14 protein-coding genes are annotated in these 15,809 nt (G+C 41.4%); all 14 read right to left on the minus strand.

What is annotated here, in order from left to right:
• Positions 1-80: 80 nt before the first annotated feature.
• The 14 genes from BLO53_RS14595 to BLO53_RS14660 all read right to left on the minus strand — a co-directional run bounded on the left by BLO53_RS14595 (position 81) and on the right by BLO53_RS14660 (position 15,756).
• Positions 81-1,166: a PucR family transcriptional regulator gene (locus BLO53_RS14595; RefSeq protein WP_026489714.1), complete on the minus strand. Its 1,086-nt coding sequence runs from the start codon at positions 1,164-1,166 to the stop codon at positions 81-83.
• A gap of 140 nt (positions 1,167-1,306) precedes the next feature.
• Positions 1,307-2,416, minus strand: a complete 1,110-nt coding sequence (locus BLO53_RS14600; protein WP_029231256.1) for an ABC transporter ATP-binding protein — start codon at positions 2,414-2,416, stop codon at positions 1,307-1,309.
• Between the two features lie 199 nt (positions 2,417-2,615).
• Positions 2,616-4,034 (minus strand): GGDEF domain-containing protein, encoded by a 1,419-nt coding sequence (locus tag BLO53_RS14605; RefSeq protein ID WP_092063085.1) that lies wholly within the window; start codon positions 4,032-4,034, stop codon positions 2,616-2,618.
• A 26-nt stretch (positions 4,035-4,060) separates the two neighbouring features.
• On the minus strand, positions 4,061-4,915 hold the full coding sequence (locus BLO53_RS14610) for a YesL family protein (protein ID WP_092063089.1): 855 nt from the start codon (positions 4,913-4,915) through the stop codon (positions 4,061-4,063).
• A 19-nt stretch (positions 4,916-4,934) separates the two neighbouring features.
• Positions 4,935-5,354, minus strand: a complete 420-nt coding sequence (locus BLO53_RS14615) for a GNAT family N-acetyltransferase (protein ID WP_035789796.1) — start codon at positions 5,352-5,354, stop codon at positions 4,935-4,937.
• Between the two features lie 52 nt (positions 5,355-5,406).
• Positions 5,407-6,357, minus strand: coding sequence for an alpha/beta fold hydrolase (locus BLO53_RS14620; RefSeq protein ID WP_026489710.1), 951 nt, complete (start codon positions 6,355-6,357; stop codon positions 5,407-5,409).
• 197 nt (positions 6,358-6,554) lie between these two features.
• Positions 6,555-8,597: a methionine--tRNA ligase gene (metG, locus tag BLO53_RS14625; protein WP_092063092.1), complete on the minus strand. Its 2,043-nt coding sequence runs from the start codon at positions 8,595-8,597 to the stop codon at positions 6,555-6,557.
• A gap of 38 nt (positions 8,598-8,635) precedes the next feature.
• Entirely contained in the window at positions 8,636-9,511 is an 876-nt protein-coding gene (locus BLO53_RS14630; RefSeq protein ID WP_026489708.1) for a methionyl aminopeptidase, read from the minus strand.
• 64 nt (positions 9,512-9,575) lie between these two features.
• Positions 9,576-11,108 (minus strand): bifunctional metallophosphatase/5'-nucleotidase, encoded by a 1,533-nt coding sequence (locus BLO53_RS14635; RefSeq protein ID WP_092063095.1) that lies wholly within the window; start codon positions 11,106-11,108, stop codon positions 9,576-9,578.
• Positions 11,109-11,209: 101 nt separating this feature from the next.
• Positions 11,210-12,325 carry a phosphate/phosphite/phosphonate ABC transporter substrate-binding protein gene (locus tag BLO53_RS14640; protein WP_092063098.1) on the minus strand — a complete coding sequence of 372 codons (1,116 nt, stop codon included), beginning with the start codon at positions 12,323-12,325 and terminating at the stop codon, positions 11,210-11,212.
• A 121-nt stretch (positions 12,326-12,446) separates the two neighbouring features.
• Positions 12,447-13,106 (minus strand): ribulose-phosphate 3-epimerase, encoded by a 660-nt coding sequence (gene rpe, locus BLO53_RS14645; RefSeq protein WP_092063154.1) that lies wholly within the window; start codon positions 13,104-13,106, stop codon positions 12,447-12,449.
• Between the two features lie 2 nt (positions 13,107-13,108).
• Positions 13,109-14,050, minus strand: coding sequence for a transketolase family protein (locus BLO53_RS14650; RefSeq protein ID WP_092063100.1), 942 nt, complete (start codon positions 14,048-14,050; stop codon positions 13,109-13,111).
• 10 nt (positions 14,051-14,060) lie between these two features.
• Positions 14,061-14,894, minus strand: a complete 834-nt coding sequence (locus tag BLO53_RS14655; RefSeq protein ID WP_092063103.1) for a transketolase — start codon at positions 14,892-14,894, stop codon at positions 14,061-14,063.
• 166 nt (positions 14,895-15,060) lie between these two features.
• Positions 15,061-15,756, minus strand: a complete 696-nt coding sequence (locus BLO53_RS14660; RefSeq protein WP_026489703.1) for an L-ribulose-5-phosphate 4-epimerase — start codon at positions 15,754-15,756, stop codon at positions 15,061-15,063.
• Between the last annotated feature and the right edge of the window lie 53 nt (positions 15,757-15,809).

Raw genomic sequence — 15,809 nt, forward strand, 5'->3', positions numbered from 1 at the left:
AGTAAACGTACATGTATCCTTTACAGAGTCGTTTTTTCCAGACGAGGTTCTTTCGAATCTAGTGCAGCAGAAGTTTCCTTTTAGCGATTCTCCAGATACTTCATGTAATTGATGACCATAAGTGCAATCTTAAAGGTCAAAGCATCATCAAAGTTTCTAACGTCAAGTCCAGAACTCTTCTGAAGTTTCTCAATTCTATAGACAAGTGTATTTCTGTGAACAAAGAGCTGTCTTGAAGTCTCTGATACATTCAGGTTATTCTCAAAGAACTTATTTATTGTATTTAATGTCTCTTCATCCAGGTCGTCAGGAACTTCTTTCCCGCCAAATATCTCATCAATAAAGATTCTGCAAAGACTCTCTGGAAGCTGATAAATTAGTCTTCCTATGCCCAGTGTATTATAGGCGTTGACTCTTTTTTCTGCATAAAAGATTCTTCCTACATCAAGAGCCATCTTGGCTTCCTTGAAAGATTTACTAAGGTCCTTGATCTCATCAACTATCGTTCCATAGGATACTCTTACATTCAGCATAGCTTCTGTATTCATCATATCTACAATGGTAGTGGCAATCTTGTTGACATCCTCGTAATTCTGTCCTCTGCTGAGATTCTTTATGAGTATTACACTATTCTCATCCACCGCAGTAACATAATCTCCAGAATGCTGACCATACATGCTGGATAAAAGCTCCTGGGCACTATTATCCTGAGTGTTCTTGGTCTCTACCAGAATTATCACGCGGGGTACACTGACCTCTATCTTAAGTTTTCTTGCTCTGTTATATACATCAATAAGAAGCATATTATCAAGAAGAAGGTTCTGGAAAAAGTTATTCCTGTCAAATCTCTCCTTGTAAGCTACTACCAGATTCTGCAGCTGACTTACTCCTATTTTGCCTACCATATAGGCATGTTCACTGTCTCCCTTGGCAAGAAGAACATATGCGGGTTCTCCCTCATCCAAAATCTTAAAAAGATGAACATCGCCAATTACCTGTGAATCAACAGGAGAATTTGCAAAGCTTATAACAATGGAAACATCCAGAAAATCTCTCTCACTTGTGGATGCAACCACTTCTCCGCCTAAATCCATTACACATAGCTCAACCTTAGTAATAGCGCTGAGTTCCTCTATACTTGTTCTTATAGTCTGTGCAGAAATCATATTTTGCTCCTTCTTAATTGTTATCTCACATATCTATCATAACACTTTAAACCGCAAATCCCCAATATTTTCCTACTTCAAGGCAAAAAATGAGAAAAAAATGGACCACACAAAATGTGTGGTCCACATAAAACTCTTTATTAGTTTGTGATTGTCTTCTCTGTCTCTTTGTCGAAGATGTGGATCTTCTCAACATCGAATGCAAACTTAACCTTATCGCCAGGTCTAGCTGTTGTACGAGAATCAACTCTAGCTGTGATAGGGAACTCAGCGAGATCGAAGTACAGATAAACTTCTGCACCAAGAAGCTCGTATACGTTGATTGTTGACTCAAATACAGCCTTAGATGTGCTAACAACCATCTCTGAATCATCAACGTCCTCAGGACGGATACCAAATGTAACCTTCTTGCCAGCGTAGCCACCCTCGATAACCTTCTTAGCCTTTGCAGGTGGAAGTTCGATTGACTGTCCAGCGATCTTGAGGCAAGCCTTGTCTCCGTTAACCTCAACGTCAGCGTCAAGGAAGTTCATCTGAGGTGATCCCATGAATCCTGCAACGAAGAGGTTACCTGGCTTGTCATAGAGGTTCTGAGGTGTATCAACCTGCTGAACAACACCATCCTTCATAACTACGATTCTTGTACCAAGAGTCATAGCCTCTGTCTGGTCATGTGTAACGTAGATGATTGTTGTGCCGAGTCTCTGGTGAAGCTTAGCAATCTCTGTTCTCATCTGAACACGAAGCTTAGCATCAAGGTTTGAAAGAGGCTCATCCATAAGGAATACCTTAGGATTACGAACGATAGCACGTCCCATAGCAACACGCTGTCTCTGCCCACCTGAAAGAGCCTTAGGCTTACGATCAAGGAGCTTCTCAAGATCAAGGATCTTAGCTGCTTCTCTAACCATCTTGTCGATTTCCTGCTTTGGAACTTTTCTAAGCTTAAGTCCGAAAGCCATGTTATCATATACAGTCATATGAGGATACAGAGCGTAGTTCTGGAATACCATCGCAATATCTCTGTCCTTAGGCTCTACATCGTTAACTACTCTGTCACCGATCTTAAGAGTACCAGAAGAAATATCCTCAAGTCCTGCGATCATACGAAGTGTTGTAGACTTACCACATCCTGATGGGCCTACGAAAATGATAAATTCCTTATCCTCGATGTCAAGGTTGAAATCTTTAACAGCCTCAAAACCGTTAGGATAAACCTTAGTAACATGCTGAAGTGATAAACTTGCCATACCTTAATTTTCCTCCTAATTTGCAAATACGTTTATGCTATTTAAGAGTATATCTTTTAGAAAGTTTATTATCTATTCACTAATTTCACAAATATTTTACCATTCATTAGCCAATGTGCCCAAGATAATAATACGTTTTCCACAATTCCAAAATGTTGACGAAGAATCAAAAAATTCACTGTGCAATTTGTCCATTGCATTATTCATAAAAAGAAATACTACCTTTGCCATCGTTGCTTGATTTTTCCATTGCAGTTCTAGCTGCAGATAGTATTTGAGCAGCATTCGAACCATCTTTGGGGTAGATTGCCCTTCCAGCACTTATTCTTATCTTTATGTCATCGCTGCTAAGGTCTGTTTTAAAATCATAGAGAAAGAGCTGTAATTCGTCAGTCTGCTTTCTGATATCCTTGGGCTCCGTGATATCTTTGAGGAATACGATAAAAATACCATCTTCTCCCCGTCCAATAATATCAGAAACCCTGAAGTTACCTGGAAGACGCTCTGCAAGTTCTCTTGTCACTTTTCCCGAATTTGCAGGATCAAGGCTTTCTGTTTTTATAGCATAGAGCACTCCTCCATTACTATTTGCCGGGTTTATGACATATCTTTTTATCTCTTCAAGTACTCCATTTTCATTATAGAGCCCAGTTAATCTATCTCGTTTACTCTTTTCATTTTCTCTTGATTCCATTCGCTTTTTTATGCGCCCGTAAACGTAATGGGTAATATAGTTCATAAGTATAAAAACAAATGTACTAAGTAAAAGAATAAAAACAAATTTATAAAATTGTCCCATTTTATACTTTATAGTTGGGTGGGCATCCATTTTATCAAAACTTGCAAGCGCAATAATGGACCCTGATGTAATTTTTGAGGGAACCATTATCATATATCTTTTCCCATCAATTACTAATATCTGATCCTTCTTTTGCGAAATCCCAAGTTTTATCGTATCTATATTTAGTCTATATTTCTCATTTTCAAAAAAATCTGTTCCTGTATCTTTTCCAGCTAAGATCCTACCATTTAGAGAAACAAGCGCAACTCTGTCATAGTAGGCTTCATACTTGAACATCTCGTTCGTAATCTTATTAGGATCAACACACGAAATAAGATATCCTTTAACACCGTCCGCAAACGCCACACGGTTAACTACTGCAATACTGCCTTCCCGGAATACCCCGGACTTTAATACCGGCAAGATGCCTTTTCCACCGTTTGAATATACGTTTACTACCTCTTCAAAAAACTTTTCTCCTGCAAAAGATATATTTTCTCCTCTGTTGTTGTAGCCATTCCCCTTGGAATCACATACCACAACCATGCTTATCACCTCATCTTTTGCAATATATGAGAGGTATCTTATAATATTATCTTTTTCCTCTGTGTAATTTATATCATTAAAATAAACAGCCGTAGCATCATTGTAATCTACGACTGTTTTCATAACTATGTCAGTCTCACTTATACTCTTTCTATAGTGATCTGCCATGTAAGATAATTCTGTTTCTATGATCTCGTTCTTAAAATATTCGCCAAAAACAAGGCAGGTAATACCCACCATAAGGTACAACACAAGTATAGGAATAAGCCACTGAAGATACGCCTTTTTCATAGGATACCTCTTTGTTGTGATCCCTATTACTGTTCCTTTGCTTCCTCTGCTTCTTCTTTTTCTTCTGAAGCCTCTGTTTCATCCGCATCTATCTTTCTGATAGCTGCTGCAAGTTCTTCTTCCTCAGACATCTCTTCAACCTTGGGCTCAAAACGCTTAAATGTTCCATTGTACAAAAGTGCATGTAAGAATCCAGGTCCTGCAACACCAAACAGGATCATAAGAGGTACTGCCTTCTGGACAAAGAAGAATATGATCACCAGCGGGATCGCACTGGCAATTGTCATAAGTATAGTCTTAGGAAATGCCATAATGGACATGAGTGCGGCATTTCTAAGTGTTCCAGGTACTGTATTTACGAACTTTGATAAAAGAGGGTATATATACAGTGAGATCATGTACAAAATTAGGGAAATTGCCATAACCACATAAAGGTATACAGGTGAATTGCCCTGAGCATACATGATAATAAAATCCAAAAGCAGGATTCCACCAGCAATCCACTGGATTACCTGTAAAATAGCTCCCTGCTTGAAGTTCTCCTTAAAAGATTTGAAAAATGACTTAGTAACGTAACTATCCTCATCTCTTACAATCTTAAGAAGCACATAGTGCATTGCTGTAAGAGCAGGTCCTACTGGTATAGAACAAACTATTCCAAATATCCATGCCCACAGTACAACATTGAAAGGTGTAAGTGACAAAGCCTGCAATGAAGGATCTTCATCTAGAAGAAGGATCAGGTAAGAACCTACTGTCATGATCTGCTCAACAATAAGCGGAATTGCAAAAATCAGCGTCAAAATGTTCAGCCACATTATATCTGCAATCTTGGACAAAGCATGCATAAGTGGACTATCAATATCAAATAACTTTCCCATACAACAAAACCATTCCTTTTTAGCGTAACTTTAGTTCCATCGGAGTAAACCTGATGCCATCGGCAACAGTCTCCGGTCCTAGATCTTTAAATCCCCTCTTATGATAAAAACCTACAGCATATGGCGAAGCATTTACAGTAAGTCTGTTTATCCCCTCTTCTTCGATTCCATATCTGGAAACGTACTTTATCAGAGCACTTCCTATGCCATGCTTGTGGTAGTTTTCATGCACGAACAATAAGGAAATATGACTTTTTTCTCTTATTGAAAGCATACCTACGCATTCATCGCCGTCCATAGCCACAAACAACTGGTAGTGCCCTGCTATAAACATCTTTCGTAATGTTTCATCATTAACAAATTTGTGAAAATTGGTAATTCCCTCTCGGGAATAATCCGGGGCATCGAATCTTGTGAAGGTGTTCCATGCAAGCTTCATTGCCCCGTCCCAATCAGAATGGTAAGCACTTCTTACCATTATTTTTGATGTATCAACTATTTGCGACACTGTCGATCACTTTCTTGAGCCACTGATACTGGTCCTCAAATACCTGCTCTCTTCCAATCTCCTGTTGAAGCTCATGTCTCATTCCATCATAAAGCTTGAGCTCAACATTCTGGATCTGAAGCTGTTTCTTGTAGATATCAAAGAGCTTGGCAGGAGCTTCACCGTAGTTGCCTACTGGATCTTCTTTTCCTGCTGTGATCAGGATAGGGAGATTTTTAGGAATATCATCCATCTTGCCCACATCCTGTACTCTTCTAAGGAGCTCAGCCATTGTGCCAAATCCGTTAAGTGTGAAAACAAAGTTGTCCATAGGATTAGCAATATATTTGTCTATGCTTTCCTCATTGTGTGAAAGCCAGTCAAACTTGGTTCTAGGGTTAGGAATCTTCTTGAGGTAGCCCTTGAACGCCATGTTGTTGATCATGGTTGAACGATACTTGGTTCCCATGATAACCTGCATGAAGTTAACAAGTGAAGATAATGAGTTAACTGTTCCTGTTGGCATAAATGCTGTGCCCTGGATAATAGCACCCTGTATACCTGTGCCGTAGCGAGTTATATACTCTCTTGCTACGAATGATCCAAAGCTATGTCCCAGAATAAATACTGGAACACCAGGATACTCTTCCTGTACCATTTTCTTAAGTCTGTGAGCATCACGGACCAGTACAGTTGCTGGGTCCTCCTTGCAGAAAAAGCCGTAGGTGCCGTTGCCTGAAACAGAACCACCATGGCCAAGGTGATCATTACCCATAACAAGAATGCCCTTCTCAGCGAGGAAACGAGCAAACTCATCATAACGATCAATGTACTCCTGCATTCCATGAATGATCTGTAGCAGTGCTACAGGCTTTTCCTCAGGAATCCACTTAATCGCATGAATGGTCGATTGTCTGTCTCTTGATTTGTAAGTCAGTTCCTCTTTGCGAACCATTTGAAGTTCCTCCCCATAAAGTTTTTAGTTGCAATACCTATATATATAATAACATGAATTGCTCCACTTCGTTCTCGCAATTCATGCACACATTCGGAAACCGCACTATCGTGCTTTTTCCTCATGTGTGTTTATGTCTCAAGGTCCAGAAATCTTTCATGCAAGCATGAGATTTCTGGACTTTGATCCATTTATTATCAGCAGATCTCTGCGCCTGATGGCATTGGCTTCTCAGGAGTCATAAGTGCAAGATTACCCTCTGCATCCTCAGCACAAAGAAGCATTCCCTCTGATAATACTCCAGCAAGCTTGGCAGGCTTAAGGTTTACAAGGACCATTACCTTCTTACCAACCATTTCTTCTGGAGAATAATACTTCCTGATACCTGAAACAATCTGTTTAACCTGGCTTCCAATCTTAACCTGTGAGCAAAGAAGCTTTTTGGACTTCTCAACAGCCTCACATGCAATGATCTCGCCAACCTGGAACTGCATAGCCCCAAACTGATCATACTCAATTTCAGCCTTAGGCTCGATATCGATAGGAGCCTGATCCTCATCTGAAGTGTTCTCTGCCTTTGGAGCTGGTGCTGGAGCAAGGCCTGCCTTAGCAAGGTTCTCTGCAGCTTTTCTCTGTGACTCTTCGAATTCAGCCTTCTGCTTCTTGGTGATCTCAGCAGCCTTTTCAAGAACATCCTTAAGATCTTTACGAGCAAAGAGCATCTCTGGTGCTTCTGTAACCTTTGTATCATTTGCAAGAGCACCGAAGTTTCCAAGTGTATCGAAATCTCTTTCTCCAGCATTAAGCTGCTCTCTGATCTTCTGAGCTGTCTCAGGCATAAATGGATCAAGAAGAGCTGCACCGATAGAAATAGACTCTACAAGGTTATAAAGAACTGTTGAAAGTCTATCCTTCTTGCTATCATCCTTGCCAAGTACCCATGGCTCAGTCTCATCTATATACTTGTTGCATCTCTTAAAGAGAGTAAAGATTTCTGTAAGAGCATCAGCGACACGAAGCTCATCCATCTTTTTCTCAACCTTGTCGTAGCAGCCTGTTACAACAGCCTTAAGGTCTGCATCAACATCCTCTGCTACGCCCTTGTCAGCTACTACGCCGCCAAGATACTTGTTACTCATAGCAATAGTTCTGTTAACAAGGTTACCAAGCGTGTTGGCAAGATCTGAGTTAAAACGCTCAACTAAAAGCTCCCATGTGATAACACCATCATTTTCAAATGGCATCTCATGAAGAACGAAATATCTTACAGGATCTACGCCAAAGAGGCTTACGAGATCATCAGCATAGATAACGTTGCCCTTTGACTTACTCATCTTCTCGCCGCCCTGAAGAAGCCATGGATGTCCAAAGATCTGCTTAGGAAGTGGCTCTCCAAGTGCCATCAAGAAGATTGGCCAGTAAATAGTATGGAAACGGATGATGTCCTTACCGATAAGGTGAAGATCAGCTGGCCACCACTTCTTATAATCCTCAGTGCTGTTGCCGTCTGCATCATATCCAATACCTGTGATATAGTTTGTAAGCGCATCAAGCCATACATATACTACGTGCTTGTCATCAAAGTCTACAGGAATACCCCATTTAAAGGATGTTCTTGATACACACAGATCCTGAAGTCCTGGAAGAAGGAAGTTGTTCATCATCTCATTCTTTCTGGATACAGGCTGGATGAATTCTGGATGTGTGTTGATATAATCAATAAGCTTGTCTGCATATTTGCTCATCTTAAAGAAATATGCTTCTTCCTCTGCTGGGTGAACAGGGCCTCCGCACTCAGGGCACTTGCCATCCTTGAGCTGAGACTCTGTATAGAAAGCCTCACACTCTGTACAGTACATTCCCTTGTAAGATCCCTTGTAGATATCACCCTGATTATAGAATCTCTTGAATATCTTCTGAACCTGCTTGACATGGTCATCATCTGTTGTACGGATGAATCTGTCATAGGATGTATCCATAAGGTTCCAAAGTCCCTTGATAGTATCTGAAACCTGGTCTACAAACTCCTTGGGAGAAGCACATCCTGCCTCAATAGCTCTGGTCTCAATCTTCTGTCCGTGTTCATCTGATCCTGTCTGGAAGTGAACATCGAATCCATCTCTTCTCTTATATCTTGCGATTGCATCTGCAAGCACGATCTCATAACTGTTTCCGATGTGTGGCTTACCTGATGTATAAGCAATCGCAGTAGTAATGTAATATTTACCCTTATTCTGCATTTCTATATACCCTTTCAAATCTAATAATATCTATTCTATTACCAGCACAAAAGCTCTGGTCCATTCTCAGTAACAAGAAGTTCAACTTCCCACTGAGCTGACGGCTTCATATCTGCTGTATATACTGTCCAGTCATTTTCTTCATCGATAAAGATCTCATCTCTACCCATGTTGACCATAGGCTCAATTGTAAATACCATTCCAGGAACCATGAGCATTCCTGTTCCAGGTCTGCTGACATGGCTGACATAAGGCTCCTCGTGGAACTCATTGCCACAGCCATGGCCGCCGATTTCCTTGACCACAGTATATCCATTTTTAAGAGCATGCTGATGAACCGCATGTCCCATATCGCCAATTGGTGTCCAAGGAATAACTGCCTTGATACCAGCTTCCATGCACTCCTTGGTAACCTCAACAAGTCTCTTTTTCTCTGGAGAAACATCACCGATCATAAACATTCGTGATGAATCAGAAAAATAGCCATCAAGAATTGTAGAACAGTCTACATTGATGATATCTCCATCTTTCAGAATAATATCCTTGGAAGGAATTCCATGGCAAACCTGCTCATTTATAGATGTGCAAACGCTCTTTGGGAATCCTTCATAACCTAAGTCCGCTGGGATGCCTCCCATCTTCTTGGTCACGTCATTGACAATGTCGTCTATTTCCTGTGTAGACATACCGGCACGGATCTTATCGCCTACTTCGTCAAGAACAGCCATATTGATAACTGCACTTTTCTTGATTCCCTCGATATCCTTCTCAGTTTTGAAAAGACTTCTGTCAGGAATGATGAAACCTTCATGTTCATAATGAATTAGCTTGTCATCAAAAGCAGCGTGGCAACTTTTGTACTTCTTGCCACTTCCACACCAGCACTGGTCGTTTCTTTCTAATCTCTTATACATATTCGTCCTTCTTTTATCGATAATTACTCTATATTAGTATGCCTTTTGTGCCTGTAAAAGTCAATTAATGAATACACTTAAATAATGAATTATGTATTTCTGGAACTGGAGTATTCTTGCGGATAAAGTTTATCAATAAATCTGGCATTTCATCTGAGTAGCTTCTGGCAACCTTGCAATTACCTATGCATTCGTATCCGCCAGTACCTGTTGCTCTGTAGTTACTGGTTGCAAGAGTATAAGTTTCAGTATCTGAGAGCTCAGTTCCATCAAGCTTTCTAAGCTTCACAACTCTGTCTCCAACAGGTCTTGTAAGGTCAAATTCATATTCGAGCCCAGCGTAGTAATCGTAGTTATAATGCTCAATCTTGGGCTGGAGAAACTTCTTTGATACAGTAACTTCGCCTGTCTCTTTATCATAATCAAAATACTCTGCGCTTCTCTCAAGTGCTGCCTTAAGGACCGCCTTTGTTACCTCTTTTACCTCAACTGTATTGGCAAACTGATAGATTCCAAGAACGTCTCTTACGGTAATCTCTTTCTTGAGCCCCAGTGGGTCATTGGCAAGACTAGTACAGGAAAAGTCAGCACCTGTGTAGTCTAGCTGCACCTGGTTGAAGATTGCTGCGACTTTACTCCCATTGAGGGCAGCATCCAGCTTTCCCTCGGGTTCAATTTTTTTTTCCAGACATCCTATTGGTTCATCAAGCCAGACCTGAATCTTGCCTGTGAGTTCATCCATAAAACTGTGAGCATCAAGGATTTTCTGGCATCTCTCATCTGGCGCATCAAGTGTAACAAGCTCTGAAGCGATATCAAAGCCATCAGCCTTCCTGTCAACATTTAACAGGCAGTATTTAAGGGCATTGGAAGGTGGCTGAACTCCATGAGTGCCTTCTATTACAACGCTTGGAACTGCAATATGCTGATGACCTGTAAGGAGGATATCAAAGCCTGTCTCCCTTGCTATCTTGCAGGCCTGATTCTCTGTAGTCTGGGACAAAAGAGCTCCTGTCTTAAGGTCCTCTTCAAATCCGCCGTGGTAAATAGCAACTGTAAGATCACACTTATCCTTGAGCTGTTCATACTGCTCTTTTAAAGCCTCTACTGGATCTGTAACCTTCAAAAGAGTGAGGTGTTCAGGCTGTTCCCACACGTTTACATAACCCGTAACTGCAGCCGTGATACCAACTTTTGTGCCATCTGGCATGGTGTGGATAACATTTTTCTTTATACCGAGTTTTCCACCAAGATCCTCTACGTTGGCACTTATGAGAGTAGCCTTCATATAAGAAACGTAATCAGCTATAGCTTCATAGCCAAAATTAAAATCATGATTGCCAAGAGTGTAGTAGTCAAGGCCCATTTCATTAAAGCCTTCAGCCATAGGATGAAAATCGTATTCATCCCTGTGCTCAAGGTAATATGACATCAGTGGTGTTCCCTGAAGTGAATCACCGCCATCAAGTACCAGGGTATCAGCATCTTTTTTTATCTGGGATGCAAGACAGAACAGTCCTGAATTCTCCGGACTGTTCTTGGCATAATTAACTGGAAAAACATGTCCGTGGGTATCTGAAGTAAAAATAATACGCATTTCTTTGCTCCTAACTAAAAAACGAATAAAGGAAGATATCCCTACCGATATCTTCCCCTCTGATATATTATAATAATCCATCCGTTATGTACAGAGAATTGTTAATTCATAGACATCATCATCTTCTGGGCAGCTCTCTCAGAGTCGTAGTCTTCTGTACTTGCCCTGGTATATCCCTTGTGATTGTAGATATATACTGCTTCTTTTCCCTCTTCAGTATTTCCGATATTGATAAGTGCCTCTGTTATGGCCTCTTTAAGATCATCTGTCATTATGGGAGATGTCTTGCTGACGCAGACAGTATCGTTATAGATTCCTGCAGTCACTCCGATAACATCTGTCTCATCCCATATGCTATCTGTCCTTCCGTAGGAATCAGTCCACTTTTCTTCCTGATCAAGCCTTGCATCTGCATAGGTCACAAGAATATCTATTTTGCCTGCGGCGAGCTTGGAAAAAGCTGTATCATAATTATCTGAAACTTCTGCATAGGTCACATCTGTGATATGCATATTGAAATTCTGCTGTATCCAAAGTGAAGGATAAACAAAACCGGCAGGGGAAGACGAATCCATTATGCTCCATTTAAGAGCATCCAGATCTTCCCAGGCTATCTCCTGTCCTTCGTTGACTTTTTCAGCAATCTTTCTTCCACCACTTGAAGGTCCTGCGATCACCAGCCCCCTGTAATAAGTACACTGATTTGTAGTTCTCTCTGTCGGCTTATTCTCATTCCAATCCCTTGGATCCTCGCTGTCCAGTGAAAGGCCATCTCTTGTAGCCGTGAGAATAACGTCGCACCCTTCATCATACATAACATAAGTCCCGGCAGGAACAAAGCCCACATCCACAGTGCCTGCAGTCAGCGCTTCACCAACTGACTCATAAGATGAACCAACTGTAATTTCCACACTTTTCAAGTTATAGCCTTCTTTGGAAAGTTCGTTGATAAGTAGGCCCTTAAGCGGTTCTGTAGATTTAATGGTTTCTCCCGGGTCATGTGATGGCACAAAGCAGACAGTAAGCTTATCAATGTCTTTTTCCCCAGACAAAGCTTCCTCGGGTGCTTCAATCGCAACAACATCAGGTTGTGATATATCTGTTACTGCTGCCGATCCATATTCAATTGAAAACTCTTCCGTTTTTTCCTTACCACATGCTGCCATCATGGCAATCAAAACAAAACCTGCAACTAGTACGGGAATTCTTTTTCTCATGTTCATCCTTCCTGGGCACTCAAACAATTATCATCTGGTAAAAAAGAAACAGAAAAGCTCATGTGTATCCCACATGAGCCCCCATCTCTTACGACAAGTATATTCCATTAAAAAATCCCAGTCAACGATTCTGGAATATGTTTATAAACTTTTTAACGTTTGCTGCAACATCACCTTTAAAGACGCCTGAGCCAGATACAATGACGTTGGCGCCAGCATCCATCACGTTTTCCGCATTCTCGGGATAGATACCACCATCAACCTCAATATCTGTCAAAAGACCTCTCTCATCCAGCATCTCTCTGACTTTTTTAACTCTACCAATACTCTCAGGGATAAAAGACTGGCCACCAAATCCAGGCTCAACTGTCATAACAAGGATCATATCCACCTTATCAAGATATGGAACAAGCTCTTTTACAGGTGTACCCGGCTTTATTGATATTCCAGCCTTGATGCCACAGTCATGGATCTTGTTGATAACAGCCATGGCATCGTCTGTTGCCTCCAGATGGAAGGTTATGATATCTGCACCCGACTTTACAAAATCCTCAATATATCTGATAGGATCTGTAATCATGATGTGCACGTCAAAAACCTTATCTGTTGTTTTTCTGATACTCTTGATTACCGGCATACCATAGGAAATGGATGGCACAAAAATGCCATCCATTACATCGATATGAATATACTCGGCTCCAGCCTCATCTGCTTCTCTTATCTGCTGTCCAAGAATACTAAAGTCAGCTGATAAAATTGAAGGACTTAGAATATTATTCATCATTATTTCAAAAATTCCTTTACTGATGCATAAACACCATCACCATCAAGGCCATACTTCTTAACAAGTGCTGCTGCAGATCCGGATTCACCAAATCTGTCCTGCATACCGATCTTCTTGACTACTGTAGGACATTCCTCTGCGAGAACATCACATACAGCGCTTCCGAGACCGCCAATTACAGAATGCTCTTCTACTGTAACAACCTTGCCAGTCTTCTTGGCTGTTGCTACAACAAGCTCTCTGTCGATAGGCTTGATAGTGCAGATGTTAACAACTTCTGCGCTGATACCGTCAGCTGCAAGCTTCTCAGCAGCCTCAAGAGCAGAACCTACTCCGATACCAGTTGCTATAATACTAACATCTGTACCCTCTCTAAGTACAGTACCTTTTCCAAGTTCAAACTTATAATCAGGTCTGTCGTTAACTACTGGGCAAGCTGCACGTCCAAAACGGATGTATACAGGGCCTTCGTGCTCAGCTGCTGCTCTTACGCAGGCTCTTGCCTCGATGTCATCTGCAGGACACATAACAACCATTCCAGGAATTGTACGCATAAGTGCAAGGTCTTCATTACACTGATGAGAAGCTCCGTCCTCACCTACTGTGATTCCTGCATGTGTTCCACCAATCTTAACGTTGAGGTGTGGATAACCGATTGAGTTACGTACCTGCTCAAATGCACGTCCTGTAGCAAACATAGCAAATGTGCTTACGAATGGGATCATGCCTGTTGTTGCAAGACCAGCTGCGATGCCCATCATGTTACACTCTGCGATACCGCAATCGATGTGACGGTCTGGGAATTCCTTTTTGAACCAGCCAGTTCTTGTTGCTGCTGCAAGGTCAGCATCAAGGACAACAACCTTGTCATTAACCTTTGCAAGCTCTATAAGTTCTTTTCCGTAGCTATCTCTAGTAGCAATCTTCTTAACTTCGCTCATGTTTACCTCCTCAAGCCTCTAAAGCTGCGCCGATCTTGTTAAGATCGTCCATAGCCTTTGCATACTCTTCATCATTAGGTGCTACACCGTGCCATGAAACCTGGCCCTCCATGAAGGATACGCCCTTACCCTTCAAGCTATGAGCAATGATTGCAGTAGGCTGACCCTTGGTCTCTCTTGCTTCCTTGAAGGCAGCTCTGAGAGCGTCAAAGTCATGAGCATCAACATTGATCACATGGAAATTAAATGCCTCAAACTTCTTGTCGATAGGATATGGTGAGCAAACCTGATCAACAGGTCCGTCAATCTGAAGGCCGTTGTTATCAACAATAACAACGAGGTTATCAAGCTTACGGAATCCAGCGAACATAGCTGCCTCCCAAACCTGTCCTTCCTCAATCTCACCATCACCAAGAAGTGTGTAGGTTCTGTAGTCTTTATTGTTAAGCTTTGCAGAAAGAGCCATACCACATGCAACTGAAATTCCCTGTCCGAGAGATCCGCTACTCATGTCAAGGCCTGGAAGATACTGCATACTAGGATGTCCCTGAAGTCTGCTTCCAAGCTTACGAAGTGTTGTAAGCTCCTCTACTGGGAAGTATCCCTTCTGTGCCATTACAGAGTAAAGGCCTGGTGCTGTATGTCCCTTAGAAAGAACGAAGCGATCACGATCAGGATTCTTGGGATCCTGTGGATCAACATTCATCTCCTCAAAATACAGATATGTGAAAATATCTGCTGCTGACAGTGATCCGCCTGGGTGACCAGCACCTGCTGCGTGAACCGCTGTGACAATGCCCTTACGGACTTCGTTTGCAATCTTCTGCAATTCTTTGTTTGTCATAATTCCTCCACTTTTTCTATCTGCAACCAAAGGCTGCACGAAGTTATAATTACGCATTTCTAATTAACTGCATATAAAATGTACCATAATAAAAAAATACGGTCTATGTTAATTAATGCCTAAAGTTCTCTATTAATTGCTAAATATTCTAAGACAATTTTGAATCTTACTTCTGTCCATAATAAGCATTAGCGCCATGTTTTCTATAGTAATGTTTGTCCTGAAGTTCCTGTGGTGCAGGCATAACTCTTGGGTTTATAACCTCGCATCTGTAAGCCATCTTGGCAACTTCTTCTGTAACAACCGCATTGTGAACAGCCTCATGTGCATCCTTACCCCAGCTAAATACTCCGTGGTTCTTGCAAAGAACTGCTGGTACAGCCACTGGATCTTTTCCCATACGCTCAAACTCATTAACGATAAGGTGTCCAGTGTTCTCCTCGTAGGCATCCTCTATCTCCTCCTTGGTAAGACATCTTACGCAAGGAATCTCGCCATAGAAATAATCTGCATGGGTTGTGCCATAGCATGGAATGCTCCTGCCAGCCTGTGCCCAGCTCGTAGCATAAGAAGAATGTGTGTGGACAACACCGCCAACCTCCTTAAATGCCTTGTAGATTTCAACATGTGTAGGTGTATCTGAGGATGGATTGAGCTTTCCTTCAACCTTGTTGCCATTAAGATCCATAACAACCATGTCATCAGGAGTCATTGTCTCGTAATCAACGCCACTTGGCTTTATTACAAAAAGACCGCTCTCTCTATCAATTGCACTGACATTTCCCCATGTGAAGGTTACAAGACCATACTTGGGTAAAAGAATATTCGCTTCATATACTTTTTTCTTAAGTTCTTCTAACATATCTTCATCTTCCTTATCTCATATCTGTGCCACTTGTTATCAATGGCACAGAT

It is taken from the genome of Butyrivibrio sp. INlla14 (assembly GCF_900102515.1).
GTDB lineage: Bacteria > Bacillota > Clostridia > Lachnospirales > Lachnospiraceae > Butyrivibrio.